Genomic DNA, 25,588 nt, shown 5'->3' with positions numbered 1-25,588 from the left:
CGGTCCGCAGCGTCGAGGGCCGCCCCGGGCGAGGTGGTCGCCGCCACCTCACGCGGGCGCGGCGTAGCAGTGCACGCTCACCGTGCGGGTGGCGCTCCACCGCTGGTCCACGGTGGCCAGCAGCGTCCAGCCCAGCCGTTCGTACAGGGCCGCCGCCGCCGTGTCGGAGACCACGACGTCGAGGACCGGGTGCAGGGCGCGCCGCCGTGCCTCCCGGACGGCCCGCTCCATCAGCCGCGCACCGATCCCGAGGCCGCGTGCTTCGGGCGAGACGAACAAGCGGCCGACCACGGCGGCGCCGTCGACGGGCACGCCCGCGCGGCGGCTCCACAGCGCCGGCGCCGCGTCGCCCTCCCCGCCGCGGGACAGAGCGATGTGGGCCACCACCCGTCCGTCCACCTCCGCCACCCACGCCGCGAGCAGCGAAGGCCGCGCCAGCCACGCCCGGGGGTCCTCCGGCCAGTCCACCGGGTAGCCGTCGTGGCCGTGGACCTCGGCCAGCACGCGGACGCACCCGTCGAGATCGGCGTCGTCGCGCCGCCGGACGCGGACGGGCGCGGCGGACGTCTTCTGCGCGAGGATCAGGACTTCCTGGAACTGCCGCTTGTCCGTGGGTTTCGGCTCGGTCACCAGGCGGGTCGACTCCGTCAGTCCGTGCTCGCACAGCAGGTCGGACAGGTGGTCGGGGGACCACCGGTAGGCCGTCGTCACCGTGTGGTCGTAGGCCTGCGTCTCGGCGTGGGGGCCGTCGGTGGGAGGGAACTCGATCAGCAGGTGGCCGCCGGGAGCCAGGATCCGCGCGATCTCCGCGAACACGGCGGGCATCTCCCGCGGCGGGGTGTGGATGACGGACCACCGCGCGAGGACCCCGCCGAGCGCGGCGTCCTCGATGTCCAGCGCGGCCATCGAGCCGACGTCGAACCGCAGCCCGGGGTGGGCGGCCCGGGCGAGCTCGATCATCACCGGGGAGGCGTCGACGCCGAACACCCGCAGCCCCAGCGTGTCCAGGTGGGCCGTGATGTGGCCCGGTCCGCAGCCGAGGTCCGCGACGGCGCCGTCGCCGTTCGTCCGCACCAGCTCCGCGAAAGCGCTCAACAGGGCCCGTTCCACGGGGCGTTCACCCAGCGTGTCGTGGAACAGCCGCGCGTAGGTGGGGGCGACGGCGTCGTAGGCCGCGCGGGTGGCGTGCAGGGTGTCGGGTTCGGTCACCTGGAGACCGTAGCGGGGAAGGCCGCGACCCGGGCGGCCGAGGGCGTCCGGGCGACTCCCGCGGGCGCCCGGACGCCGCCGCGGCCGGTGACGCGGCCCGTACCGGTCCCCACCGCGCGCGGGGCCGCGCACCGCGGCACGGACCCCGGTGCGGGGGTGCGAGGGCGCCAGATCGTGCACCGCCGCGCGGGGGCGCAGCATGGAGGTGGGCCCATGACCGGTGCGGCGCTCCGAGCGGGTCCGCCGAGGAGGGAGTCTGCCAGGATGGATGCCCGCGAGGCGCTGGGTGAGGAGGACCGGGAGGGCGGCACGCCGTTGCCGCCGGGAGGTCTGCTCGACCTCCTGAGCGTCGCGGCCGTCGTGCTGGACACCCGCGGGCGCATCGTGTTCTGGAGCCCCCAGGCCGACAGCGTCTTCGGCTACAGCGCCGAGGAGGCCCTGGGCCAGTACGCCGCCATGCTCGTCCACGACGGGTACAAGGAACTGGTGGGCTCGCTGTTCGCCGAGGTGATGAGCACCGGCGCGAGCTGGGCGGGCGCGTTCCCGATCCGCCACAAGGACGGCAGTACGCGTCTGGTGGAATTCCGCAACATGCGCCTGCTCGACGACCTCGGTGACGTCTACGCCCTGGGGATCGCCGCGGACCAGAGCATGCTCCAGCGCGTGGAGACCGACCTGGCCCTGTCCCAGCGCATCGTCTCCCAGTCGCCCATCGGCATCGCCCTGCTGGACACCGACCTGCGCTACCTGCTGGTCAACCCAGCCCTGGAACGCATCAACGGGGCCCCGGCCGCAGCCCACATCGGCCGTCGCCCTCACGAGATCCTGACCTTCGGCGACGTGGAGACCATGGAGTCCGCGCTGCGCCAGGTCCTGCTCACCGGAGTCCCGCTGCTCGACCAGTACACCGTCGGCCGCACGCACGACGACCCGGCCCACGATCACGCCTGGTCGGTGTCGTACTACCGGCTGGAGAGCTCCAGCGGCCGGGTCATCGGGGTGGCGAACTCGGTGATCGACGTCACCGAACGGCACCGGGCCACCACCGAGGCCGACCGGGCCCGGCGCCGTCTCGCCCTGATCGCGGAAGCCTCCGCCCGCGTCGGCACCACGCTGGAGGTCGAACACACCGCCCGGGAACTCGTCGAGGTCTCCGTGCCCGAGCTGGCCGACATCGCCGCCGTCGACGTCCTCGACGACGCCCTGGCCTTCCGCCGGACCACGCCCGCCGACGAACCCCGCCCGGAACTCTTCCGCGCGCTCGCCGTCGCCGCCGCCTACCCCACGCCCGCCACGGCCGCCGTGAAGGTCGGCGACCTCGCCGCGTACGGCGCAGACCGCCTCATCACCCGCTGCGTGCACACCGGGCAGCCCATCGTCATCGCCCGGGTCACCAACGGCGACCTGGAGCGCATCGCCCGGGACGCCGATTCCGCCGCCGCCCTGGCCCGGGCGGGCGTGCACTCCTACCTCGCCGTGCCGCTGGTGGCCCACAACGAGATCCTCGGCGCCCTCGACCTGCTGCGGGCCCGCAACCCCCGCCCCTTCGACGAGGACGACATCCTCCTCGCCGGAGAGCTGGCCTCGCGCGCGGCCGTGGCGATCGACAACGCCCGCTGGCACCAAAGCCTGCGCAACACCGCGGAAACCCTCCAGCGCAGCCTCCTGCCCGGTCGGCCGCCCCCGCTCACCGGCCTGGAAGTCGCCTCCCTCTACCAGCCCGCCCAGGCCTCCACGGAAGTCGGGGGCGACTGGTACGACGTCATCCCCCTCGACGGGCCCGCGGGCCACCGCACCGCCCTCGTGGTCGGCGACGTCATGGGCAACGGCATCGACGCCGCGGCCACCATGGGACGCCTGCGCACCGCGACCTGCACCCTCGCGGACCTCGACCTGGCCCCGGACCAGGTGCTCCAGCACCTCGACCGGATCACCCGGGGGCTGGAGCACTACATCGCCACCTGCGTCTACGTCGAGTACGACGCCCGCAGCCACCGGTGCCGCGTCGCCAACGCCGGCCACCTGCCGCCCGTCCTCGCCCCGGCCGGCCGCCGCCCCCGCCTGCTCGACCTGCCCACCGGCGTTCCCCTCGGCGTCGGCGGCCTCCCGTTCCACACCACGGCCTTCGACCTGAACCCGGGCGACCGGCTGATCCTCTACACCGACGGCCTCGTCGAAACCCGTTACCACCCCATCGACGAGCGACTCGGCGCCCTGCTCCGCGCCCTCGACCCGCCGCACCGCTCCCTGCGGGAGACCTGCCGGCACCTACTGCGGACCCTGCGCCACCCGGACGACCACGACGACGTGGCGATCCTCATCGCCCAGGCGACGGAGGCCGTACCCGGATCAGCGGTCGCCTAGCGGTCGGCAGCGGGAGGAGTGTCGCTGCCGAGGACGGCGTCGACGTGGGCGGCGAGCGAGGAACGCAGCGCCGCCGGTGTCATCTTCCGGTCGTCGATCAGGTGCGCCACGAGGTCGGCGCGCAGGGCCGCGAGCAGCGCGTGGGCGGTGAAATCGGGGTCGTGGACACCGGGCACCCGGAGCAGTTCCGTCCGCAGCGCGTCGTGCCATCCGTCGTAGTGCGCGGCCCGGTAGGGGCTGCTGAGTCCGGCGTCCTCGGCGGCCGACATCAGGTTCCGGTGCTCGATCTTGAAGCGCAGCAATGCGTCGAGGAGGTCCCCCACGCGCCGGCGCGGTGAGGCCCCGGCGCTCTCCTGCGCTTCGCGCACGGCCTCCCGCAGGGGTTCGAGGCGGGAGGCGATCACGGCGCCGATCAGCCCGGCGCGGTCACCGAAGCGCCGGAAGAGCGTGCCCTTGCCCACGCCCGCGGCCGCCGCGATGTCGTCCATCGACACGGCGTGGGGGGAATCGCCGGCGGCGAAGAGGGCGTCGGCGGCAGCCAGCACGGCTTCTCGGTTGCGCAGCGCGTCGGCGCGCTCCGGGCGCTGGGCCACGGGGTCCTCCTCGGGTGGGCGGAGTCGTTCGCCGGCTGTCCACGGAGTGGTCCGAGGGTACGGCGCGTCTCGTCGGGCCCGTCGACGATACCGCTGCCCGAAGGCGCCCGGCGTCGGGCGCCTCGGGGCACCGGTCAGCCGCTGCCCGCCATCTCGCGCTCCGCGAAGGCGCGGAGCGTACCCGGGGGGCGGCCGGTCAGGCGTTCGACGGTGTCCGTGACGCGGTCCTCGGCGCCGCCCGCGATGGAGCGGTCCATCTCCGCCAGCATCGTGGCGAATTCCAGCGGGATCTGCTCCGCCCAGCGGTCGCGCAGCTGCTCGAAGGTCAGGTGCCGGTGCGCCACGGGACGACCGGTGACCTCGCCGAGGAGGGCGGCGACGTCGTCGTAGCTCAGCGCCTCGGGGCCGGTGAGGACCAGGTCGGTGTTCGGGGCCCGCTCGTCGGTCAGGGCGCGGACGGCGACGGCGGCGATGTCGGCCGCGTCGATGAACCCGACGCGGCCTTCCCCCGAGGCGGTCCAGATGGCTCCGCCGTCCCGGATGCTGAGGGCGTGCGGGCCGTTCCCCGCGAAGTTCTGCATGAACCAGGACGGTCGCAGCACCGCCCACTCCTCGAACAGGCCGGGCAGTTCCGCGTGGACCCGGCCCACCGCCGGGCCGCCTGCGGGGATCGCCGAGGAGCTGAGGAGCACCGCTCGGTTGACGCCGGCGGCGCGGGCTTCGCGCAGGAAGGGCAGCATGACGGCGGCCGGGTCGGCGGAGCCGATCGGCGGGACGAGGTAGACGCGGTCGGCGCCGTCGACGGCGTCGCCCCAGGCGGCGGGTTCGTACCAGTCGAAACGGACGGCGTCGGCGCCCTCGACGGCCGTGGCGCCGCGTCCGGCGGCCTTGACCCGGCGCCCCCGGGCGACGAGCCCGGCGGTGACGCGGCGGCCCGTGGTGCCGGTGGCGCCGATGACGAGAGTGGCGGGGGAGGAGGGGGAGGAGGGGGTGCGGTCGATGACGGCTTCGCGCGACGCCTCGTCGGTCGGCCGGCTCGTCGGCCGGTTCACCGGCCGGCTCCCGCGAAGTCGGCGCCCGGCTGGGCCGCGGCGAGGGGGTTCCAGTAGTCGCGGTAGGACGTGATGAGTCCGTCCTCGTACGTGACGACGGCGATGTAGCTCATGTCGAAGGGGCTGCCGGTCTGCATGAGACGGCCCACCCCGCGCATCTCCACCACGATGGTCCCGGGGGCGGCGGTCTCGTGGACCGTCACGTCGGTGAAGTCGTGCAGGTCGACGTGGTCGGGGTAGTGGCGCATGTAGTCCGCGACGGCTGCCCGGCCCTCCAGCCGTTGGGGCCACCCGGGAGGCGCGAAGGGGAACGTCAGCACCCCGTCCTCGGCCCAGAGGCCGACCCAGCCGGAGATGTCCTTGGCCAGCAGGAGCCGCAGGCCGTGACGGTACAGCTCCGCCGGTGTCAGGGAGGTCAGGGGGGCCGGTGGGGCCGGTGGGGTCACGGGGGTCGCCATGATCAGTCGATTCCGTTCGTCAGGACGGGGGCGGTCACCCGGCACAGAAAAACGGACTGTCGGTCCGCATACTTCGAGTATGCGGACCGTCAGTCCGTATTGCAAGCTTCCCGCCCTTCGCCCGGGGCCCCGGCTCGCGCCCGGCGCCCCGGCACGGCGTCAGGCGGGGCGCCCGCCCGCCGCGAGGGCCTCCCGGACCGCCCGCGCCACGCGCGCCGCGTCCTCGGGGTCGTTCACCACGTCCGTGTGGTTCATGTCGACGACCAGGACCTCGCTGGCCGAGTAGTGCTCGTGCACCCATGCGTCGTAGCCGGACCACAGCGTCCGGTAGTACTCGATGAGGCCCTCGTCCTGCTCGAACGCGCGGCCCCGCAGCCCGATGCGGTGCAGCACCGTCTCGAAGTCCGCCTTGAGGTACACCATGAGGTCGGGCGCCTTGCGGTAGGGCAGGCCGTCGATCTCCCGCATCATCTCGTCGAGCAGCCCCTCGTACACCCGCATTTCGAGCGAGCTGATCCGACCGAGATCGTGGTTGACCTTGGCGAAGTACCAGTCCTCGTAGATGGACCGGTCGAGGACGTTGTGGCCCTGCTTGTACGCCTCCTTGATCGAGGCAAAGCGCGTCTGCAGGAAGTACAGCTGGAGCAGGAAGGGGTAGCGCTTGGCCTGGATCTCCTCGGGGCTCGACGTGTAGAAGAGCGGAAGGATCGGGTTGTCTTCCACGCTCTCGTAGAAGACCTCGCTGCCCAGCTCCTTGGCGAGCAGTTCGGCCACGGTCGTCTTGCCGATGCCGATCATGCCTCCGACGCAGATCACTGGCATACCTCACTTCTCCCTGGGCGTCCGCTGCTCGCGGGGCGGGCGGCAGGGCGCCCCGCACCACGGAGACGCGTGTCGGTGGTCAGTCGAATTCTCGAAACGTTCACGATCGGCGTCATGTGGTCCGCGCGGACCGGGGTCCGGAGCGGCCGTCCCCCTGGACGGTCGGGCCACCGACCGTTCCGTGAGTGCCGTGCACGGTGACGAGTCACCGCCCCGAAGCCGCCATGAAGCATAAATGACGATCAGCCCCGCTCCGGCAGTGCGGCCGCGGCGTCGCGGACCCCCGGACCGGCCGGGCCGGGTGAGCCGCGTCTCACCCGGGCGATTCCACTTGTCTATGAAACGAGTTGCATACAAAGATCGCGGCATGGCGCTCGAACACGCGATCCTCGTCTCCCTGCTGGAGAAGCCCGGCTCCGGCTACGAGCTGGCCCGCCGCTTCGAGCGGTCCATCGGCTACTTCTGGACCGCCACCCACCAGCAGATCTACCGGGTGCTGGGGCGCATGGAGAGCGCCGGCCTCCTCGTCGTGCGCGTCGTGCCGCAGCAGGGCCGTCCCGACAAGAAGGAGTACGCGGTCACCGGTCCCGGCCGGACCGCTCTCTCCGCGTGGCTGCACGAACCGATCGAACCCGAGAGCCTCCGGCACGACCTGGCCGTGAAGATCCGCGGTGCGGCCTTCGACGACCCGGCCGCCCTCGTCCGCGAGGTCGAGCGGCACCGCGAGGTGCACGGCGCCCGGCTCGCCCACTACCTCGCCGGCGAGCTGCGCGACTTCACCGGGCCCGAGGCCCCGGCGCCCCTCGACACCGGCCAGGAACTCCAGCACGTCGTCCTGCGCGGCGGCATCGCGTTCGAACGGATGACGATCGCCTGGCTCGACGACGTGCTCGCCACCCTCCACCGCCTCGGCGCGTAACCCCCCGGCCCCCGGTGCCGGGACCGCTCGCCGACGCCCCCGCCCCTCCACCCCTTCACGGAAGGTGAACCTCCATGTCCGACCCGCTCCTCTTCAATCCGCGCACCTACGACCCGGCGCACTTCGACCCCGAGACCCGCAGGCTGCTGCGCGCCACCGTCGACTGGTTCGAGGAGCGCGGCAAGCGCAGGCTCATCGAGGACTACCGCTCCCGTGCGTGGCTGGCGGACTTCCTCGCCTTCTCCGCGAAGGAAGGCCTGTTCGCCACCTTCCTCACGCCCGCGGCCTCCGCCGCCGACGGCAACGCGGACCAGCGCTGGGACACCGCCCGGATCGCCGCCCTGAACGAGATCCTCGGGTTCTACGGGCTCGACTACTGGTACGCCTGGCAGGTCACCATCCTCGGCCTCGGCCCGGTCTGGCAGAGCGAGAACGCCGCCGCCCGCGACCGGGCGGCGGAACTCCTGGCCCAGGGCGAGGTGTTCGCGTTCGGCCTGTCCGAGAAGACGCACGGCGCGGACATCTACTCCACCGACATGCTGCTGGAGCCCGACGGCGACGGCGGCTTCCGGGCGAGCGGGTCCAAGTACTACATCGGCAACGGCAACGCCGCCGGACTCGTCTCCGTCTTCGGGCGTCGCACCGACGTCGAGGGCCCGGACGGGTACGTCTTCTTCGCCGCAGACAGCCGCCACCCGGCCTACCACCTGGTGCAGAACGTCGTCGACTCCTCGAAGTACGTCAGCGAGTTCCGGCTCGCGGACTACCCGGTGAGCGCCGCGGACGTCCTGCACACCGGCCGCGCCGCGTTCGACGCCGCCCTCAACACCGTCAACGTCGGCAAGTTCAACCTCTGCACCGCCTCGATCGGCATCTGCGAACACGCCATGTACGAGGCCGTCACCCACGCGCAGAACCGGATCCTCTACGGGCGCCCGGTCACCGCCTTCCCGCACGTGCGCCGCGAGCTGTCCGACGCCTACGTCCGCCTCGTCGGCATGAAGCTGTTCAGCGACCGCGCCGTCGACTACTTCCGGTCGGCCGGTCCGGACGACCGCCGCTACCTCCTCTTCAACCCGATGACGAAGATGAAGGTGACCACGGAGGGCGAGAAGGTCATCGACCTGATGTGGGACGTCATCGCCGCCAAGGGCTTCGAGAAGGACACCTACTTCGCCGAGGCGGCCGTCGAGATCCGGAGCCTGCCCAAGCTGGAGGGCACGGTCCACGTCAACCTCGCGCTGATCCTCAAGTTCATGCGCAACCACCTGCTGACCCCGGCCGCCTACGAGCCCGTCGGGACCCGGCGCGACGCGGCCGACGACGCGTTCCTCTTCCGGCAGGGGCCCGCCCGCGGCCTGGGATCCGTCCGCTTCCACGACTGGCGGCCCGCCTTCGACGCCTACGCCGAGGTGGCGAACGTCGCGCGCTTCCGCGAACAGGCCGACGCCCTCTGCGAGTTCGTCACCACCGCCGCCCCGGACGAGGAGCAGAGCCGCGACCTCGACCTGCTGCTCGCCGTCGGCCAGCTCTTCGCGCTCGTCGTCCACGGCCAGCTGATCCTGGAGCAGGCCCGCCTGACGGATCTGGACGGGGACGTGCTGGACGAGCTGTTCGCGGTCCTCGTACGGGACTTCTCGGCGCACGCCGTCGAGCTGCACGGCAAGGACTCCGCCACCCCCGCACAGCAGGCCTGGGCCCTGGGAGCGGTCCGGCGCCCGGTGACCGACGCGGCGCGCTCGGCGCGGGTGTGGGAGCGCGTGGAGGCGCTGGCCGGGGCGTACGAGATGGCCCCGTAAGCAGGGGCGCACGCCCCGCTGGGCCGCCCGGACGCCGGGCGGCCCCGCGCGGTCGCTACCGCTCCTTGCGCCAGAACAGGTGGTGCGCGACACCGCTCGGGCTGGGCACGACCTCCAGGTGGAACCGGTCGAGCAGCTCCTCGGGCGACTCCCAGAGCCGTACACCGGTCCCGAACTCCACCGGCGAGACCGCCACGTGCAGGGTGTCGACGAGGTCGGCGTCGAGGAACTCCCGGATCGTGCTCGCCCCGCCGCCCAGGCGGACGTCCTTGCCCCCCGCCGCCTCCCGGGCCTGCTCCAGGACCGTCGCGGGGTCGGCGTCGACGAAGTGGAACGTGGTGTCCGACAGGGTGAACGAGGGACGCACGTGGTGGGTCAGGACGAAGACCGGCGTGTGGAACGGCGGTTCGTCCCCCCACCAGCCCTGCCATTCGAGATCCTGCCAGGGCCCGCGCTGCGGCCCGAACTTGTTGCGCCCCATGATCTCGGCGCCGATGTTGTGCGCGAAGTCCCGCGTGAGGTAGTCGTCAATGCCCCGGCTCCCGCCCGGAGCGGTCCGCATGGGCCAGCTCGCCGTGGCCCCGGCCCAGGCGAACAGCCGCCCGGGATCGACGTGCCCGAACGGCCGTTCAAGGGTCTGATCGTGCCCGGCCCCGATCCCGTCCCGCGAGACGTTGAAGTTCTGAACTCTCAGCAGCTGAACCACGTGTTCCTCCAGCGATGGGCGACAACGGGAAAGAGACTCACCGCACGGCGAAAACTCATCGCTGCGCACGGGCCGGTCAGGGGACGTCATGTCCGATCGCCCGGATCACGTCGGCAAGCCACACCAAGTGGTAACCCACGGCTCCGTCCGGTGCCGCGAGGAGATCCTCGATGTGCGTCCAGGATTCCCCGAGCTGACCGATCGTGAGGGACCGCGGTTCGGTGTGGACGTCATAGAGCTCGTCGGCCGGGACGGACCAGAAGAGGTCGTCCTTGAGTGTCACGGTGGGCCCGGTCAACGCTTCGAGGCGCCGTAGCGCCACGTCCAGGGCGTCCCGGAGCTGGTCGACCGTTATCTCTACCGCCTGGTTGGTCATGACGCTCATCCTTGCTCAATTCCGTGATCGGCCATGAGGATCGCCGGGCCGGGTGGTCCGTCCGGGTTGCGGCAGGGAGGGTGGCCGCCCGGGAGGGAGCGGTGTTTTGATGCGCGGAGCACGTCGGAGGGGACGGCCCGTGGCGTCGGCTTCTCGGGAAGTGAGTACGGTCTGTTCATGCAGAACTTGGGACTGGAGCAGCGGGGGCACGTCCTCCTCATAGCGGGGGGTACGGCCGTGCGCCGGCGGGCGGTGCAGGTGGCGCCGAGTGCCAATCTGGCCGCGCTGGGAGTGGTTCCGGCCGCGGCGCTCCTGAACAGCGGCCTGTCCTGCGACACGACCTACCTCGACGGGGCCCGGGATCCGAATCTGGTGCTGACGCGGCTGCGCACGGCCGCCGCCACGCCGGGGCCGCTGCTGGTCTACCTGTCGGGGCGGCTCACCCTCGACCGCCGGGGCCGCCGGCTGCACCTGGCCCTGGCCGGCACGACGTCCGGGTCCGTGCGCTACACGGCGTTGCCCTGGGAGTGGCTGGGCACCGAACTGCGGGAGCGCCCGGCCGGGCTGACGACGGTGCTCCTCGACCTGGTCGCCGACAAAGCGGCGTGGCCGGTGCTCCAGGAGTACGGCAGCCTGCCCGCCTCTCCCTCGGCCGAGGTGTACGGCGTCGTGTCCCCGCCCGGCTTCACCGGTGGCGGGAACACCGTCAGCAGCTACACCCGGTGCTGGATCGACCAGCTCGCCGGCAGCCCGGGCCGCCCGGGCAACCTGCAGCTGCACGCTCTCGCCGTGGGCGCGGCGGCGCTGCCTCCCGGCACCCTGGTCCTGCCCACCGCCCGAGAACTCGCCGCACCGCCGGGCCCGTCGCCCACGGCCGTCGGCCCCCTCGGCCCCCTCGCCGGTTCCGAGGGCTCGCGCCCGGACCCCGGCCCGGGCCGGTCCGCCGCCGTTCCGGCCGAGCCCGAGCCCGAGTCCGAGCCCGTGTCCGAGCCGACGGCTCCGGCCGCGCCCGGTCGGGCAGCAGTCATCCCGGCGGGGTCCGAGCCCGAGAGCGGGGCCGCGCGGGATCCGCGGCCGCACATCCACGCCCTGGCCACCGCCGGCCGGCACACCGAGGCCGCGGCGCTCGCGGAGGCGTGGGAACAGTACGTCCTCCAGCACGCGGGGTACGGCTCCCCGGAGGCGACCGCCTGGCTGGAGATCCGGGCCGACCTCGCCAGAATGGCGGGCACGTTCGGGCCGGCGACCCAGCTGTGGACGAGAGCAGGCCTGATCCGGCTGGCCAGTCAGTCCTCCGACGCCCCCGAAGTGCACGCGGCGGCGGCCGGCGCCCTCTACTGCTGGACCCAGCTGAGGGATCCGGCAACGGCCATCGGCACCGCGCCGGAACTGATCCGCCTGCTGCGCGCGCTGCCGTCGCTCGACTCCCGGCACATCACCCTGGCCCAGCAGCGGCTGGAGTTCCTTCACCGCGCGCCGAGCCGCCCGTGAAGGCCCGCGTTCACCGGCCCTCACCCACGTCCCCGGGCCGGTCCGGCGCGGCGCCGAAATCGGGGAGGACCAGGGATCCGTCCTCGGCCAGCGTGAAGCCCGGGTTGTGGGCGACCTCCCAGGGGTGCCCGTCGGGGTCGGTGAAGGCGCCGGAGTAGAAGCCGATGGCGTTGACGGCGGCCGGCTTGGTGACGGCGCCGCCCGCCGCCCCGACAGCGGCGAGCAGCCCGTCCACCTCGGCCCGCGAGCGCACGTTGTGGGCCAGGACGATGCCGCCGAACCCGCCGCCGTGCGCCCCGACCTGCCCCGGCGGTCCGGGCTCCGCCGCTGCTCCGGGCGGCAGGCCGCAGTCCGCCGCCAGGAGGTCCCGGTCCCACAGCACCACGGCCAGCCCGCCGGCCTGGAAGAAGACGGTCCGCTCCACTTCCTGCCCCCGCCAGCCCAGCGCCTCGTAGAAGCGCCGGGCGCGGGCGAGGTCGCGGACGCCCAGCGTGACGAGACTGATGCGCTGTTCCATGGCGATGCGCTGTTCCATGGGGCCACGGTAGGGGGCCGCGCGGCCCGGTGCCCGCCGCGAACCGCCCGCCGCGAAACTGCCTGCCGCGAAACTGCCTGCCGCTCCGAGCGCGTCGAGGGCGCGGCGGAGATCACCCTCCGAGCGTCTCCGCCATGCGGTCCAGGTCGGCGAGCAGGGTGGCGAGCCGTTTCGGCGGCACGGCATCCGTCAGCTGCCCGTCGATGGCGTAGACGGCGGCGCGCGCCGCGGCGAGACGGCGGTGGCCCTCCTCGGTCAGGTGGGCGGGCAGGGCGCGGCCGTGGCCCGCGGTGGTCGCGCGCACGATCAGGCCGTCCTCCTGGAGGCCGCGCAGGACGACGTTCATGGACTGCCGGGTGACGAAGGTGCCGCGGGCCAGTTCGGCGTTGGAGAGCCCGGGCTGCTGGTCGAGCAGTTCCAGACAGGCGTACTGCGGCACGGTCAGCCCGTACGCGCGCAGCGCCCTGTCCATCGCCCCGCGCAGTGCGGCCGCCGCGCGCTTGAGGCGGTAGCCGAGCCGCTCGGTCACGTCGGCGGGCGGGGTCGGGTCGGTCGTAGTCCCATCACTCATGTCAGGAGTTTGACATAGCTCAGCGCCGACGCCTACCGTCGCCGATGTCAAAGTCCTGACATCGAAACCCACCTGGGGAGCACGCCATGACCTCCACCACGCCCGCCGCCGTTTCCGTCTCCGGACCCGATTTCATCGCCCTGCAGGTGCGTGACGTCGAGGCGGCCGCCGCCTTCTTCGAGACGCTGCTCGGGCTGCGCCGGGCCCCCGCCTCACCCCCCGGCGCCGTCGTCTTCACGACCGAGCCGATCGCGTTCGCCGTCCGCGAACCCCTGCCGGGCGTGGACCTCGACAGCGTGCAGCGGCCCGGCCTCGGCGTCGCCCTGTGGTTCAAGACCAGCGACGCCGAGGCCCTGCACGACCGGCTGCGGGCCGCCGGGACGGCCATCGTGAAGGCCCCGGAGAAGGGCCCGTTCGGCACGATGTTCACCTTCCTCGGCCCCGAGGGGTACGCCCTCACCGCTCACGGGGGCTAGAGGGGCGTCTGATGGATCCCCGCGGTCACGCGGGGCCGTCCGCTACGAGCCGGCCGAAGACGGCGCTCACCGTCTTGCCGCCGCCGGGCCCCCGAGTGACGCGCGTGGTCCGGGCGAGGCGGTTGACCATGGGCCACCCGAAGCCGCCCGTGCCGCCGTTCAGGTCGGGGGTGCGCATGCGCGGGGGGCGGTGGCTGCCGTCGTGCACGGCGACTTCGATGGTGTCCGGGTGGGCGGTGAGGTTGAGGGTGCAGGCGCCCTCCCCGTGGCGCAGGGCGTTGGTGACGAGTTCCGACACCACCAGCACCACGCTCTCGGCGACCAGCTGCGGAACCGGCGGCAGGAGGCGTTCGAGAAACCTCAGGGCGCGCTCGCGGGCGCCGGCGACCGAGATCCTCGAACGGTCCGTCGCGACATCCAAACTCATCGTCTCCATGCAGGTCACCTCGTCCGTCGATCCTCCGTGTCCGGCCTTCTCTGCGCAGCTCTTGTACCCGGTCCGCGCCGCCCTACCCGGAGCCTGTTGCGGCCGGACCCCGTCCACGGGGCCGGTTCCGCCGATTACCTCGTGCTTCAACACGCAAAAATCTGTTGTGGGTGGAGTAGACATTGATTCGTGACCTGGTTAGGGTTTCTCCCGTCGGACGGATTCGGCAGGAGTGGTGACGCAAGGTCGGCGCCGCACCGGCACCGACGCATGGACAGACGGTGTAGCAGTTCCTTCGGGGCCCTGGAGCCGTACGGCGCCAGGGCCCCTCCACGCGGGAGCTCAACGGAGGAAGGAGCGTCGATGGAACAGCAGGTGACCGTGCTGCCGGACGAGGGCGGCGTACGCGTCATCGTGTGCGAGGGGGAGTTCGACCAGGACACCCTGCGCCCCCTCAAAGCCGCCGGCGCGGAGGCGGCCGCAGATCCGGGGCTGCGCCGGATCGTCCTGGACGTCAGCAAGATCGCCTTCGGGGACTCCTCCCTGCTCAACGCGATGCTCATGCTGCTGCGCTCCGGTCGCCTGGTGCTGGCCGGACCGGTTCCGGGGCAGCTGGACCGGCTACTGGAGATCACGCAGTCCCGTCCCCTGTTCACGACCGCCGACAGCGTCGAGGCGGCCCGCGCCCTGTGACCTCGGCGCCCGCCGTGCCGTCGTGCGCCCCCGCCCCGCCCACGATCCGACACAACCCGACGCGTCCCGTCAGGCCTTGTAGTGCCGGCACAGCCGCATGAACAGGTCCAGGTTGACGATGTTGTCCATGGACGAGCTGTCCACGGTCGTGCGCTTCTGTGATCCGTTGAAGATCAGCGTGCCGCTGAAGGAGGAGATCTCGGTGATGTCCGACCACGGGGCGGAGTGCTTGCGGCCCGTGAGGACGTGCCGGTCGAGCGTGTAGGCGCCGAAGTCCACCGTCTCGCCGCGTTCGACGGCGCCGAGGACCTTCGGCAGCTGCGCCCGGGTGACGGCCTGCACGATGTGCTCCCCCCACACGTCGGGCCACAGGAAGAGGGCGCCCTGGACCACCGAGGTGATGCCCAGGAACCGCTTCTCCTCCTTGAGGAACACCCGGGTGCCCGGGCCGATGTTCACCGCCGCGCCGTGCGGGTCGATGAGGGTGTACCGGGCGTCCCAGGGGACGCCCGTGCGGGTGCTCAGGTACCGCAGGACGCGTACCGTCTCCTAGTCGTAGGCGGCCCGGAAGCCCTGGGGGCCCGTCACGACCACGCCGTTCGCGTACAGGTGGAGCCGCGAGGCGTTGTGCTTCGTGAACAGCCGGCTCTGGTTCATCCGGAACGTCTGCGACCACGGCCCGAGGCCGTGCTCGGCCGCCAGCGCGGCGGCCTCGTCGGTCGGTTGCTCGCGGGTGTCCGTCTCTTTCATGTCTTCTCCAGACCCTTGCCCGCCGACGCGTCGTCGGAGCGGCGCGTCCGGGAGGCCGGAAGGGCGGCGGCCCGGACGTCCCGATGCTGGCGCCCGGACCGGGCGGCGGACAGGCCACGCCACCGGCCATGCGTGACCGGTGGGTGGGGGCCGCTGGATACGGGGCCGTTCCCCGACGTCCGTCAGGAAGAGCCGTGCGCGGGCGGTGTGAAGGTGGCCGGTGCGAAGTCCCGGTGGCGGCCGCGGAACGCGCGCCCGAGGTGGTGCTGCAAGCGGACGTGGCGGAACTGGTACACCGCTCCGGTCTGGCGCAGCACCCCCCGCCGGTAGGCGTCGTCGAGGAACGCCGCGGGGTTCCACGGGAGCCGCCCGGTCAGCGGTAGCCAGACGCGCGCCAGCACGATCCACTGCCCCCACGCCGTGAAGGCGAGCACGTACGACGCCGCGCCCCCCAGGCCGCCGACCGCGCCGATGAAGAGCCCGTCCCTCACTCCCCAGTTCAGGGGGCCCATCGTGCCCCGGAGCAGGTCGACGATCAGGGAGCCGCCCAGCGCGATGGCCAGGGTGAGCGCCGGAGCCAGGATGAGGAACTGCCGCCCGGCGGTCGCACGGTTCGAGGACAGGAGGCTGAACGGAGTGGCAGCCGCGGTGACGTCCACGGGCACTTCGAGCGTGGCCATGAGCCCGAACACGAGCCCCCCGGCCGCGCCGAAGATCAGCCCGAAGATCAGCATGTTGATCAGGGTGCCCTCGACCACGTTCGGGTCGATGACGGACGTCCCGGCCGCCAGCGAGCGTCCGAGGGTGAGGGCGCAGGCGCAGCCGATGCCCATGACGGTGCCCCCGGTCAGCCCGTGCCCGAAGCGGACGGCGAAGGTGCGCAAGGGGCGGCGGCCGATACCGCGGTGCGCGGCGAACAGCGTCAGCCGGATGGGGGCCGGTTCGAAGGCCGCCCCGCCGCCGGATCTGTCCGCCAGCGCGTAGACGGCTCCGAAGGCGAGGCCCGCGGCAAGCCCCATGAGGCCGCCCTGGAGCAGCAGCTCACCGAAAGGGAGCGGGGTGAGCACCAGGCCGACCAGCCAGTCGCTCAGGGTGATGCTCACGACGGTGGCCAGGATGATGGCCACGGTGCGCGTCGCACGCGGTAGCGAGTCGCCGAGCTGCCACCACGCGAGGTCCTGGCGCTCGCGGTCGAGGCGGACCAGGTGGTGGGCGAGGTAGCCGAGCAGGCGTTCGGCCCGGTCCGGGTCCGCGTAGGGGGCCCCGGGCCGCCGGCCGGCCGCGTCCCGCTCGGGCGGCCGCCGCCGGTAGACGGCGGGCACGAATCCGGCCAGCAGGTGCTCGTCCAGGCTCTTCACCGTGGGGAACCGGGTGGCGTCCAACAGCTCGGCGGGGTCCCGCTCCGGCGACTCGCTGTACAGGGTGCGGGCGAGGATGATCATGAGCGGGGTGGTCAGCACCGCCGCGAGGTTCCGCTCGGCCGGGCCCGGGCACGTGCGCAGTGCGGTGAGGACCGGGTCCCAGGCCGAGCCGCGCCCGGCGTTGCCGGGGGCCCCGCCCGGGTCGGCGGGCACGGTACGGGTGGTGCGGGGCAGGTAGTCGGCGAGGTCGTCGGGGGTGAGGTCGGCCAGCTCGATCCCCCCGGCCCAGACGAGCGGGGCGTTGGCCGCCCGGACGGCTTCGGCGTACTCGTCGCGCCGACTGGTGAGGACGAGCGGGCTGGCGGTCGCGTTGAGCGCCTCCAGGGCCTCGCGCCGCAAGCCTTCCGCCATCTCGTCGAACCCGTCGAGGACCGGCAGGATCAGATCGGCGTCGATCAGCGCGGACGCCAGGGCCGCGCCGCCCGCGCTGCGGCGCGCCAGGTGCGGGTGGTCGCGCAGCAGTCGGCCGATCAGCCAGTCCCGCAGGGCGGTGGTCGAGGGGTCCCAGGAGCCGATGCTGAAGATGACCGGCACGCGGCGGGGCGGGGCGGGGGTTTCCAGCAGGTCCAGCAGGTCAAGGACGAGCCTGATCGTGAGGACGGACTTCCCCGATCCGGCCCGGCCGAGGACCACCAGCCGTCCGGAGGGGATCCTCAGGTAGACCTCGGCCGTCTCGCGCAGATCGCCGCCCAGGTCCACCTCTCGCGGAGTCCCGCCCGGCCCGAGGCGCTGGATGTTCTCCGCGCTGTCCGTCAGGTCGGCGGGCGCGGGCGTCCACCGGACGGGCAGCGGGAACGGGTCGTGGACGCGGCGCTGCGTCTCCTCGTGGCGCCAGCGGCGCCGGACCTCCATCGCCAGCTCGCGCGCGGCGTCGGCGAGCGCGGCCTGGACGGGCGCCGCGTGGACGGGCTGCCGGGCCGGCGGCCCGGCAGCGGTCTGCGCCGGGGCGGGCCCGGACACCGACCGCACGGATTCGTGGGCGTCGCCACCGTCACTGCCATCGCCGCCACCAGCACCCCCGTCGCCGCCATCGCCGCCGCCCGGGCCGGAGCCGGCGAGAGCCGCCGCGAGCCGCAGACGGTCGGCTTCGCCCAGGTCCAGCGCGTCCGCGAGCAGATTGATCGTGCCCATCCGGTGGTTCGTCGATCCGCCGCTCTCCAGCCGGCGAATGGTCCGCTCGCTGACCCCGGAGCGCTCGGCCACCTGCTCCTGCGTCAGGTGCGCGGCGTCGCGCAGCGTGCGGAGTAACGCACCGAGCTCCTCGGCCATCCCGCCCCTCCCTTGATCCATCCGTGTGAACGGCGGTGAGCCTACCCGTGGCCGCCGGTCACCAATGGCCGGGCTCCTGACCTGTACGACGACGACCGCCGAGCACATCGTCGGGTGGGTCCCCGCTACGGACCGAGAGGAAGGAGCCGACGTGGCCAACCGCTTCTGGTGCGGCGAATGCACCTTCAAGACGCCCTGGGTCGACGAGCCCGAAGGGCTGCGCCGGCAGATCGAGCACTACGCCCGCAAACACCCCGGGACGACCCCGGGCGGCCAGGTCGAGACCCGCAGGGGCGGCCGCCCGGGCCCGCGGACAGCGGGCCTGCTCCTGGCGGGCGGGGTCCTCGTCGTGGCCGCCGTGGTGGCCGCGTGGCCCCGCTGAACGCCCGGCTCCCGCCCCTTCCTCACCTCGCGCAACGCCGTGCGAGAACCACGGCGCGACCACCACACCGTCCATGCCCAGGAGGCTGCTCCATGTCGTACCCGCCCGCCCCGTCCCGCCCCGACGGCCCGTCCGGCCCCACCGCCCGGCGGCGCCCCGCCACCGCCACCGCAGCCGGCGTGCTCGCCATCGCGTACGGCCTGGTGGTGGCGGGCGCCGGAGCGGCCGGGATGGTCTGGGGGATCGTCGCGTTCGGCGAGGTGGGGTGGCTCGTCTTCCTCTGCGCGTTCGTCCTGCCGCTCGGCGTCGCGCTCCTGCGCAACGGGGCCCGGCTGCTCTCCGGTGACTCCGAGGCGGGTTCCCGGCTGAATCAGCTGCTCGGGATCCCGGCGAGCCTGTCCTTCATCGCGATCGGGAACATGGTGGTCCAAGCGGACTTGGCGCGCAGCGAGGCGCAGCACCAGCTGGCGGGCTTCATCACGGCCTTCGTGCTGGCGGCTGCCGCGATGGCGCTGGCCGAGGCGCGGCCCACCAAGGCGTACCTCGGCTCGCTCTGACGCCCCCGTCCGGAGGCCGGGGATTGTCCGGCGCCCGACCGGGCAGGCGCACCGGGCGGAGCACACGAAGCGAAGGGACCGCCGCCCCCGGCGGACCCGTCACCCGCCCGCCGGTCCCGGTCGCACCCGCACCGGCACGCAGCACGCACCCACGTACGCACGTACGGGAGGCACCCGTGAGGACGCCGAGACCCGCCCACCCGCTCAGCGGCCGCACCGTCGTGGTGACCGGCGCGGCCAGGGGGGTGGGGGAGGCCGTCGCCCGGGCCCTCGATGCCCGCGGCGCACACCTCGCCCTGCTGGGCCTGGAGGGGCCGCGGCTGCGCACGGTCACCGGCTCACTGCGCGGGAAGGCCGCCTGCTGGGAGGTCGACGTGACCGACGACGAAGCCATGGCCGAGACCGCGCGCGAGGTACGGGCCCGGCTCGGCCCGGTGTCCGCGGTGGTCGCCAACGCGGGCATCGCGGAAGGCGGCCCCTTCGCCGACTCCGATCCGGCGCTGTGGCGCCGCGTCGTGGAGGTCAACCTCATCGGCAGCGCCACGACGGCCCGCTGCTTCCTGCCCGACCTCCTGCGCACCCGCGGCTACTACCTCCAGGTCGCCTCCCTGGCCGCCATGGGGGCCTCGCCCTTCATGAGCGCCTACTGCGCCTCCAAGGCCGGCGTCGAGTCCTTCGCGCACGCGCTGCGCGCGGAACTCGCCCACCGGGGCGTGGCCGTCGGCATCGCCTACCTCAACTGGACCGACACCGACATGATCCGGGACGCCGACCGGCACACCGTCCTGCGCGAGCTGCGCGCCCACATGCCGCCGCCCGCCCGCAAGGTCTACCCGGCCGCACAGGTCGCGGAGCACCTGGCCGATGCCGTGGAACGGCGCAGACCGTCCGTCTACGTGCCCGCCTGGCTGCGCGCCGTCCAGCCGGTCCGGTCCTTCCTGCCGCCCCTCGTCACACGCGTCGCCGGCTTCGAACTGCCGCGCCTGGAGCGCGCGGCGGCCTTCGAGGAAACGGGCCCGCTGGGCGCCGGGGGCCGGGCGGACACGGCGTTCCGCGCGGCCGGCTGACGGCCCGCGGGATTGTGCGGGGCCCCGGCGGGTAGGCGCTTCCATCCGGAGGTGGCCCCATGACCAGTCAACCGATCCAAGGAACGGGACGACGGCGCCGTTCGCCCGGTCCCCCCGGCGCCCGCCGGGAGGCCACCCCGACCAGGCAGCCGACCGAGGGCACGCTGTCACCGGAAGGGCCCAGGGAGCGGGTCAACCGGCGCTGGAACGAGATCCTCCAGGAGACCAGGGTCGCCCAGACCGGAGTGCAGATCCTCTTCGGACTGCTGCTGAGCATCGCCTTCACCGCCCGGTTCGAGACCCTGACCGGCTTCGAACGGGCCCTGTACGTCGTCACGCTCGTCCTGGGCGCGTCCTCGACGGCGGCGCTCATCGCCCCCGTGTCCATCCACCGCTGCCTGCGCGGCATGCGCCTGAAGCACGAAGTGGTCGAAGCGGCCGGGCGGATGATGGCGTGCGGCATCGTGCTGCTGGCCCTGACCATCGCGTGCACCCTGCTGCTGATCCTCGACGTCGTCCTGCCCAGCCCCCTCGCCCCCGTGATCGTCTCCACGGTGATGGCGTGGTTCGTCCTGTGCTGGTACGTCCTTCCCCTGCGGCTGCGGCACAGGGCGACCAGCACGTCCTATGACACCGGGGGACGTCGTGGACCCGACCCCGCTGACCCCGCGTGAACGCCGCCAACTGGCCGCCATAGAAGCCGAGCTGCGCGGCGACCGGCGCATGGACCGCCGCCTGCGCACCATGCGCCGCAGACCGCCCGGCTCCACGCTCCTGGCCCGCCTCGCGCTCACGGCCGCGCTCGTCGCCAGCGTGGCCCTGCTGGCGGTGGCGGTGGCCACCGCGTCGGCCGCCTGGGTCACGGCCTTCGCGGTCGTCTGGCCGGCCACGCTGGTGCTCGCGGCGCTGATGCTCCGCCGCTGGGGCCGCCGCCAGCGCTAAGGGTGCAACGTCCCCGACACCTCATCCGTAGCACTGGACGCCGGGTCGCGGCGGGAGGGGGAGCCCGGCCACCAGCTGCGCGGACCGATGTCGATCACCAGGGCGGGGACGAGCAGGGAACGGACCACGAGGGTGTCCAGCAGGACGCCGAAGGCGACGATGAAGGCGATCTGGACGAGGAAGGCGAGCGGGATGACCGTGAGGGCCGCGAAGGTGGCGGCGAGGACGACGCCCGCCGAGGTGATCACGCCACCGGTGGTGGTCAGGCCCCGCAGGACTCCCTGGCGGACGCCGTGGTCGCGGGTCTCCTCCCGGACGCGCGACATCAGGAAGATGTTGTAGTCGACGCCGAGGGCGACCAGGAACACGAATCCGTACAGGGGAACGGAGGCGTCCGTACCGCTGAAGCCGAGCAGGTGCTGGAAGACCAGCGCGGAGACCCCGAGGGTGGCCAGGAAGTTCAGCGCGACGGTGGCCACGAGCAGGACCGGCACCAGGAGCGAGCGCAGCAGCATGACCAGGATGAGCAGGATGATGCCGAGGACGACGGGGACGATCACGGTCCGGTCCCGGGCCGCGGTCCGTTCGGTGTCGTACTGCTGGGCGGTGTAGCCGCCGACGAGGGCGTTCGCGCCCGGCACGGCGTGGACGCGTTCCCGCAGCATGCGGACGGTGTTCTTGGCGGCGTCGCTGTCGGCGGCCGCGCCGAGGACGGCATCGACGCGGATCCGGCCGTCGACGACCCGGGGCTCGCCCCCGCCGGGGCGTCCCGCGGCCGTGACGGCCGCCGCGGAAGCGACTCCCGGGGTTCCCTCCGCGGCAGCCCGTACCTCCGCGGCGGCGGAGGCATCGGCGATGATCAGCGCGGGCTGGCCCGAGCCCCCGGGGAAGTGCCGGCCGAGGTTCTCCTGCGCGGCGACGGAGGGCGCGTCCTTGACGAAGATCTCGTCCAGTGGAACGCCCCGGGCGGCCAGCGTCGGCGCGAAGGCCGCCAGCACCAGCAGCAGGAGGGTCGTGGACACCCACACGCGGCGCGGCGCCCGGTCGATGACCCCGGCGACGCGGCGCCAAACCGGGTGCCCGTCGGCGGTGGCGTCGGACGGTTTGGGGGAGGCGGGCCAGAACGCGCCGCGGCCCAGCAGGACCAGTACGGCGGGCAGGAAGGTCAAGGTGGCCAGGAGCGAGCACAGGATGCCGATCGCCCCGACCGGGCCCAGCGCCCTGTTGTTGGTCAGGTCGCTCGCCAGCAGGGCGAGCAGGCCGAGGGCCACGGTCGCGGCGCTGGCGGTGATCGCACCGGCCGAGCGCCGCACGGCGGCCACCGCGGCGGCCGTACGGTCCTCGTGGGCGGCCAGTTCCTCCCTGAACCGGGCGGCCAGCAGCAGCGCGTAGTCGGTCGCCGCCCCGATGACCAGGATGGACAGGATCCCCTGGACCTGCCCGTCGACCCGCACCACGCCCCGGTCGGCCAGGGCGTAGACGACGGCGCAGGCCAGGCCCAGGGCGAAGACGGCGCTGATGATGATCACCAGCGGCAGCAGCACACTGCGGTAGACCAGCAGGAGGATCAGCAGGACCGCGCCGAGCGCGACGGCGAGCAGGATCCCGTCGATGCCTGCGAAGGCGTCGGAAAGGTCCGCCTGGGTGGCCGCCGGTCCGGCGATCTGCGCGGTCAGGCCCGGCACGGCCGTGACCGCCGAGCGCACCTCGTCCAGTACGCCGGGGAGTTCCTTCCCGAGGTCGGGAGCCAGCGGTACGACGGCCTGCAGGGCCCGGCCGTCGTCGGACCGCAGGGCCGGCGACGGCGCCGCGGTGACGCCCTCGCGCCCGGCGAGGGCGGCCACGGCCCGGGTGGCGTCCTGCTGTTGCGCGTCGCTGACACGAGCGCCTCCGCGGGCCTCCCAGACGACGATCGCGGGCACCGACGCGGAGGGCTCGAAGGCCTTGCGGGCATCGAGGACCTTCGTGGACTCGGCGCTGCGGGGCAGGAACGCCGCCTGGTCATTGGTGGCGACCTCGCCCAGCTTCCCCGCGTACGGCCCGAGCGTCCCGCCGATCCCCAGCCAGACCACCAGCAGCACCACGGGCACCAGCCAGCGGGCCCAGCGCGGTGTGCGCTTCATGGCGAACCCCTCCCATCTCGACATTCTCAACACTCTCAACGATGAAGTATCTCAATCATCAAGAGATCTTATGCTGAGGGCATGCGCAGCGCCGACCACGCCGACAGCCCCCCGCCCACTCTTCCGCCCGAGGACCCGATCGGGTTGCAGTCGTTCGCCGTGTTGCTGCGCGCGATGAACGCCGAGTTCAACCGGATCGCCCAGGAGTTCGCCCAGTCCCAGGGCCTGCACCTGACGGACGTGCAGGCGCTCATCGCGGTCCTGGACGCGGAACGCGACGAGGACGCCGGCCCGATGACCCCCGGACGTCTGGGCGCGCACATGAACCTGACGTCGGGAGCGGTGACGGCGTGCCTGGACCGGCTGGAGAAGGCCGGCCACATCCGCCGGGTCCGGGCGGCCGACGACCGGCGCGTGGTGCACGTGTACTACGCACAGGCGGGCCGGGAAGCCGCCCGGGAGTACTTCCGCCCCCTGGCCCGGTCCACCGACGCGGCCCGCGCCCGCTTCAGCCCCGACGAGCTGCTCGTCGTGGTGCGGTTCCTCGCGGAGATGAACGGGCAACTGAGCCGCGAACGACGCTGAGGGCGGCGCGGCGGCAACCGCGTCCGCGGCGCGGCGGCAACCCCGTGCGCGCACCCTCGCGCCGCCGCGCGCGGTGGCGGCCCAGTACTCTTGTGCATCCGCAGAACGGGCCGGTTGGCCGGAAGGGGGCGAGGTGAGAGCGGCGCGGGCGTTGGCGACACTGGACGAGGTCGAGCTCGGTGACCACGTGTGCTGGTTCACGGGATCTGCCGGTTTCTCCGACGACGCGAGGGCATACGTCGCCGACGGAGCCCTGTACGGGGACAAGATCGTGGTCGTGGGATCCTCCGGCGCCGCCTACGGGGTCACCGGCCGCGGCGGCTCGCTGCGCCCGGCCGCGGTGGTCCTCGACATCCCGCAGCCGATGGACACGGACGTGGTCCTGGCCGCCGTCCGCCAGGAGGCCCGCACCGCCGCCCGCGAAGGCTTCCGGTCGGTCCGCGTCCTCGCCGAGCGGACCCCCCTCACGGCGCCCGGCGCGGCCGCCGAGCTGCTGGCCCAGGAGCTGGGGCTCGACGCGTTCGCCTCGGAGAGCGGCGCGATGGTGGTGTGCGCCTTCCAGCCGTCCCAGTGGGATGTGGCTACGCTGGACAACGTGGCAAGTGTGCATCCGCACGAGATGGGCACACGTGCACAGCGTCCGGCTTTCCGGATGTACTGCACGGGTGCCGACATGTGGAGCGTGGATGGAGTGATCGACTCTGAGTGCGCGCTCACGTTCAACGCGGCCGCCCGTGCGGTGGTGCGGGGCGCTTCCACGGTGACATTGCGCTTCGACCACCTCCAGATGATCGACGCCGCGGGCATGCACGCCCTCGTCGACGCGGCCCGCCACCTGCCCGGCCGCCGGGTCGTCGTGCGGGGCGCCAACGAGACCGTCCGGCTGTGCTGGGAGCTGGCCGGCTACACGGCCGCCGACCTGCCGGTGGTGATGGCCGCATGAACGCGATCGTGCCCCCCGAGCGGTCCGGCACCGCCGGGCCCCCCGGCCGGGCGGAAAACGGATTCCGGCACGAGCTGTACCCCTACCGCGGCGAAGCGGAGTTCGTGAGCGGAACCCTCGGCTTCATCCACGAGGCCCTGGAGGAGGACGAAGCCGTGGTCGTCGCCGTTCCCCCCGAGAAGACGGCGCTCCTGCAGGACGAACTGGGCGGCGAGAGCGCCGTCACGTTCGTCGACACGACGACGGCCGGACCCAATCCGGGCCGCCTGATCGCCGCCTGGGTGGCCTGGCTGGCCGAGCGCGGCGAGGGGGACCGGCCCGTCCGGGGCATCGGCGAAACCTCCTGGCGCACGGCGCGCAGCGCCGCGCACCTCTCGGAGCTGCGCTACCACGAGTGGCTCATGAACCGGGCCTTCGCGCAGAGCCGGGCCCGCTCGATGCTCTGCCCCTACGACGCCGCCGACGAGGACGAGGCCGTTTTGCAGTCACTCTCACGCTGTCATCCCCTGATCCGCCGGGACGGGCACTACACGCGCAACGACGGCTACCTCTCCGCGGAGACGTACCCCTTCGAAGTGCTGGCCGACCCGTGCGATCCGTACCAGGAGCTGAGCTATTCGCACGGCGACCTGGCCGCGATCCGGTCGAAGGTCGCCCAGTGCGCGTCCGACGCGGGCGTGCCGGAGGAACAGCTCCCGAAACTGGCCGTGGCCGTCACGGAGATCGCCACGAACAGCATCCGGCACGGCGGCGGCAAGGGCACCCTGCGCACGTGGGCCCAGGACGCGACGTTCCTGTGCGAGTTCCGCGACGCGGGCTACATCCCCGACGTGATGGCCGGCCGCGTCCGCCCCTCCGCGGAACAGATCGGCGGCCGCGGCCTGTGGCTCGCGCACCAGCTGTGCGACCTGGTCGAGATCCGCTCCACCCCCGACCGCGGCACCACCATCCGCCTGCACATGGACGTGCCCCGGTAGCGGGTTGCGGCAGGGCTGGGCGGCCCGTGGCGCCGGGCTGACCGTGACATTCGTACGGCCCGGGAGGGGATCGGCGGCCCT

Annotated in this window: 28 protein-coding genes and 1 pseudogene; 14 read left to right on the top strand and 15 right to left on the bottom strand. The window is 73.1% G+C overall.

Features of this window, described 5'->3' with window-relative positions; translation table 11 throughout:
- Positions 1-48: 48 nt before the first annotated feature.
- Both AC0693_RS14840 and AC0693_RS14835 read right to left on the bottom strand, forming a co-directional pair.
- Positions 49-582, bottom strand: a complete 534-nt coding sequence (locus AC0693_RS14840; RefSeq protein ID WP_478802238.1) for a GNAT family N-acetyltransferase — start codon at positions 580-582, stop codon at positions 49-51.
- A pseudogene (locus AC0693_RS14835) lies at positions 568-1,209 on the bottom strand (class I SAM-dependent DNA methyltransferase); the annotation flags it as partial. The pseudogene AC0693_RS14835 and the gene AC0693_RS14840, both read right to left, overlap by 15 nt.
- A gap of 264 nt (positions 1,210-1,473) precedes the next feature.
- On the opposite strand from AC0693_RS14835, the gene AC0693_RS14830 reads away from it, so the two are divergent.
- On the top strand, positions 1,474-3,573 hold the full coding sequence (locus AC0693_RS14830; RefSeq protein WP_478802003.1) for a SpoIIE family protein phosphatase: 2,100 nt from the start codon (positions 1,474-1,476) through the stop codon (positions 3,571-3,573).
- Here the strand turns inward: AC0693_RS14830 and AC0693_RS14825 are convergent.
- The 4 genes from AC0693_RS14825 to AC0693_RS14810 form a co-directional block, all read right to left on the bottom strand.
- Complete coding sequence (locus tag AC0693_RS14825) at positions 3,570-4,166, bottom strand: TetR/AcrR family transcriptional regulator (RefSeq protein ID WP_478802002.1); 597 nt, start codon at positions 4,164-4,166, stop codon at positions 3,570-3,572. The genes AC0693_RS14830 and AC0693_RS14825 overlap by 4 nt on opposite strands.
- 134 nt (positions 4,167-4,300) lie before the next feature.
- Positions 4,301-5,167 carry an NmrA family NAD(P)-binding protein gene (locus AC0693_RS14820; protein WP_478742585.1) on the bottom strand — a complete coding sequence of 289 codons (867 nt, stop codon included), beginning with the start codon at positions 5,165-5,167 and terminating at the stop codon, positions 4,301-4,303.
- 47 nt (positions 5,168-5,214) lie between these two features.
- Entirely contained in the window at positions 5,215-5,676 is a 462-nt protein-coding gene (locus AC0693_RS14815; protein WP_478802001.1) for a nuclear transport factor 2 family protein, read from the bottom strand.
- A gap of 159 nt (positions 5,677-5,835) precedes the next feature.
- A complete protein-coding gene (locus AC0693_RS14810; protein ID WP_468465432.1) occupies positions 5,836-6,498 on the bottom strand; it encodes a deoxynucleoside kinase in 663 nt (220 codons plus the stop codon).
- A 367-nt stretch (positions 6,499-6,865) separates the two neighbouring features.
- On the opposite strand from AC0693_RS14810, the gene AC0693_RS14805 reads away from it, so the two are divergent.
- Positions 6,866-7,417, top strand: a complete 552-nt coding sequence (locus AC0693_RS14805) for a PadR family transcriptional regulator (RefSeq protein ID WP_356415986.1) — start codon at positions 6,866-6,868, stop codon at positions 7,415-7,417.
- 74 nt (positions 7,418-7,491) lie between these two features.
- Positions 7,492-9,216: an acyl-CoA dehydrogenase family protein gene (locus tag AC0693_RS14800; protein ID WP_468465429.1), complete on the top strand. Its 1,725-nt coding sequence runs from the start codon at positions 7,492-7,494 to the stop codon at positions 9,214-9,216.
- Between the two features lie 55 nt (positions 9,217-9,271).
- Here the strand turns inward: AC0693_RS14800 and AC0693_RS14795 are convergent, their stop codons facing one another.
- Entirely contained in the window at positions 9,272-9,922 is a 651-nt protein-coding gene (locus AC0693_RS14795) for a dihydrofolate reductase family protein (protein WP_356415992.1), read from the bottom strand.
- Positions 9,923-9,998: 76 nt separating this feature from the next.
- Entirely contained in the window at positions 9,999-10,298 is a 300-nt protein-coding gene (locus AC0693_RS14790; RefSeq protein WP_478802000.1) for a hypothetical protein, read from the bottom strand.
- Positions 10,299-10,475: 177 nt separating this feature from the next.
- Here AC0693_RS14790 and AC0693_RS14785 point away from each other — a divergent pair, with 177 nt between their 5' ends.
- Positions 10,476-11,789 (top strand): hypothetical protein, encoded by a 1,314-nt coding sequence (locus tag AC0693_RS14785; protein WP_478801999.1) that lies wholly within the window; start codon positions 10,476-10,478, stop codon positions 11,787-11,789.
- Between the two features lie 10 nt (positions 11,790-11,799).
- Here AC0693_RS14785 and AC0693_RS14780 read toward each other — a convergent pair whose 3' ends face one another.
- Both AC0693_RS14780 and AC0693_RS14775 read right to left on the bottom strand, forming a co-directional pair.
- Positions 11,800-12,306: a VOC family protein gene (locus AC0693_RS14780; RefSeq protein ID WP_478802237.1), complete on the bottom strand. Its 507-nt coding sequence runs from the start codon at positions 12,304-12,306 to the stop codon at positions 11,800-11,802.
- Between the two features lie 130 nt (positions 12,307-12,436).
- Positions 12,437-12,895 carry a MarR family winged helix-turn-helix transcriptional regulator gene (locus tag AC0693_RS14775; protein WP_469333516.1) on the bottom strand — a complete coding sequence of 153 codons (459 nt, stop codon included), beginning with the start codon at positions 12,893-12,895 and terminating at the stop codon, positions 12,437-12,439.
- Positions 12,896-12,981: 86 nt separating this feature from the next.
- On the opposite strand from AC0693_RS14775, the gene AC0693_RS14770 reads away from it, so the two are divergent.
- On the top strand, positions 12,982-13,371 hold the full coding sequence (locus AC0693_RS14770; RefSeq protein ID WP_478801998.1) for a VOC family protein: 390 nt from the start codon (positions 12,982-12,984) through the stop codon (positions 13,369-13,371).
- 25 nt (positions 13,372-13,396) lie between these two features.
- On the opposite strand, the gene AC0693_RS14765 is transcribed toward AC0693_RS14770, so the two are convergent.
- Complete coding sequence (locus AC0693_RS14765) at positions 13,397-13,807, bottom strand: ATP-binding protein (RefSeq protein WP_478801997.1); 411 nt, start codon at positions 13,805-13,807, stop codon at positions 13,397-13,399.
- A gap of 354 nt (positions 13,808-14,161) precedes the next feature.
- Between AC0693_RS14765 and AC0693_RS14760 the strand changes: the two genes are divergently transcribed.
- Complete coding sequence (locus AC0693_RS14760) at positions 14,162-14,491, top strand: STAS domain-containing protein (protein WP_469317175.1); 330 nt, start codon at positions 14,162-14,164, stop codon at positions 14,489-14,491.
- 69 nt (positions 14,492-14,560) lie between these two features.
- Here AC0693_RS14760 and AC0693_RS14755 read toward each other — a convergent pair whose 3' ends face one another.
- The 3 genes from AC0693_RS14755 to AC0693_RS14745 form a co-directional block, all read right to left on the bottom strand.
- On the bottom strand, positions 14,561-14,950 hold the full coding sequence (locus AC0693_RS14755) for a DUF6585 family protein (protein ID WP_478801996.1): 390 nt from the start codon (positions 14,948-14,950) through the stop codon (positions 14,561-14,563).
- A gap of 90 nt (positions 14,951-15,040) precedes the next feature.
- Entirely contained in the window at positions 15,041-15,241 is a 201-nt protein-coding gene (locus AC0693_RS14750) for a hypothetical protein (protein ID WP_478801995.1), read from the bottom strand.
- Between the two features lie 182 nt (positions 15,242-15,423).
- On the bottom strand, positions 15,424-17,931 hold the full coding sequence (locus AC0693_RS14745; RefSeq protein ID WP_478801994.1) for a helix-turn-helix transcriptional regulator: 2,508 nt from the start codon (positions 17,929-17,931) through the stop codon (positions 15,424-15,426).
- A gap of 151 nt (positions 17,932-18,082) precedes the next feature.
- Between AC0693_RS14745 and AC0693_RS14740 the strand changes: the two genes are divergently transcribed.
- The 5 genes from AC0693_RS14740 to AC0693_RS14720 all read left to right on the top strand — a co-directional run bounded on the left by AC0693_RS14740 (position 18,083) and on the right by AC0693_RS14720 (position 20,879).
- Positions 18,083-18,313: a hypothetical protein gene (locus tag AC0693_RS14740; protein WP_469317172.1), complete on the top strand. Its 231-nt coding sequence runs from the start codon at positions 18,083-18,085 to the stop codon at positions 18,311-18,313.
- Between the two features lie 92 nt (positions 18,314-18,405).
- Positions 18,406-18,870 carry a hypothetical protein gene (locus AC0693_RS14735; RefSeq protein WP_478742560.1) on the top strand — a complete coding sequence of 155 codons (465 nt, stop codon included), beginning with the start codon at positions 18,406-18,408 and terminating at the stop codon, positions 18,868-18,870.
- A 176-nt stretch (positions 18,871-19,046) separates the two neighbouring features.
- Positions 19,047-19,937 (top strand): SDR family oxidoreductase, encoded by an 891-nt coding sequence (locus AC0693_RS14730; protein WP_478801993.1) that lies wholly within the window; start codon positions 19,047-19,049, stop codon positions 19,935-19,937.
- A gap of 59 nt (positions 19,938-19,996) precedes the next feature.
- Complete coding sequence (locus AC0693_RS14725) at positions 19,997-20,611, top strand: DUF6328 family protein (RefSeq protein ID WP_478801992.1); 615 nt, start codon at positions 19,997-19,999, stop codon at positions 20,609-20,611.
- The gene (locus AC0693_RS14720; RefSeq protein ID WP_478801991.1) at positions 20,583-20,879 is read left to right on the top strand and encodes a DUF3040 domain-containing protein; all 297 of its coding nucleotides are present in this window, start codon (positions 20,583-20,585) and stop codon (positions 20,877-20,879) included. The genes AC0693_RS14725 and AC0693_RS14720 overlap by 29 nt, the downstream gene beginning before the upstream one ends.
- On the opposite strand, the gene AC0693_RS14715 is transcribed toward AC0693_RS14720, so the two are convergent.
- Positions 20,876-23,002: an MMPL family transporter gene (locus tag AC0693_RS14715; RefSeq protein WP_478801990.1), complete on the bottom strand. Its 2,127-nt coding sequence runs from the start codon at positions 23,000-23,002 to the stop codon at positions 20,876-20,878. The two genes, AC0693_RS14720 and AC0693_RS14715, sit on opposite strands and share 4 nt — an antisense overlap.
- An 81-nt stretch (positions 23,003-23,083) precedes the next feature.
- Between AC0693_RS14715 and AC0693_RS14710 the strand changes: the two genes are divergently transcribed.
- From AC0693_RS14710 to AC0693_RS14700, 3 genes are all read left to right on the top strand, one after another.
- Complete coding sequence (locus tag AC0693_RS14710; protein WP_356416033.1) at positions 23,084-23,587, top strand: MarR family winged helix-turn-helix transcriptional regulator; 504 nt, start codon at positions 23,084-23,086, stop codon at positions 23,585-23,587.
- Between the two features lie 133 nt (positions 23,588-23,720).
- Positions 23,721-24,530: an MEDS domain-containing protein gene (locus tag AC0693_RS14705; protein ID WP_469317167.1), complete on the top strand. Its 810-nt coding sequence runs from the start codon at positions 23,721-23,723 to the stop codon at positions 24,528-24,530.
- The gene (locus AC0693_RS14700; RefSeq protein ID WP_469317166.1) at positions 24,527-25,507 is read left to right on the top strand and encodes an anti-sigma factor RsbA family regulatory protein; all 981 of its coding nucleotides are present in this window, start codon (positions 24,527-24,529) and stop codon (positions 25,505-25,507) included. Before AC0693_RS14705 ends, AC0693_RS14700 begins: the two co-directional genes overlap by 4 nt.
- The last annotated feature ends 81 nt before the right edge of the window (positions 25,508-25,588 follow it).

This window comes from Streptomyces sp. NPDC043876, from assembly GCF_056435825.1.
This window is presented reverse-complemented; position numbering and strand designations above follow the sequence as displayed.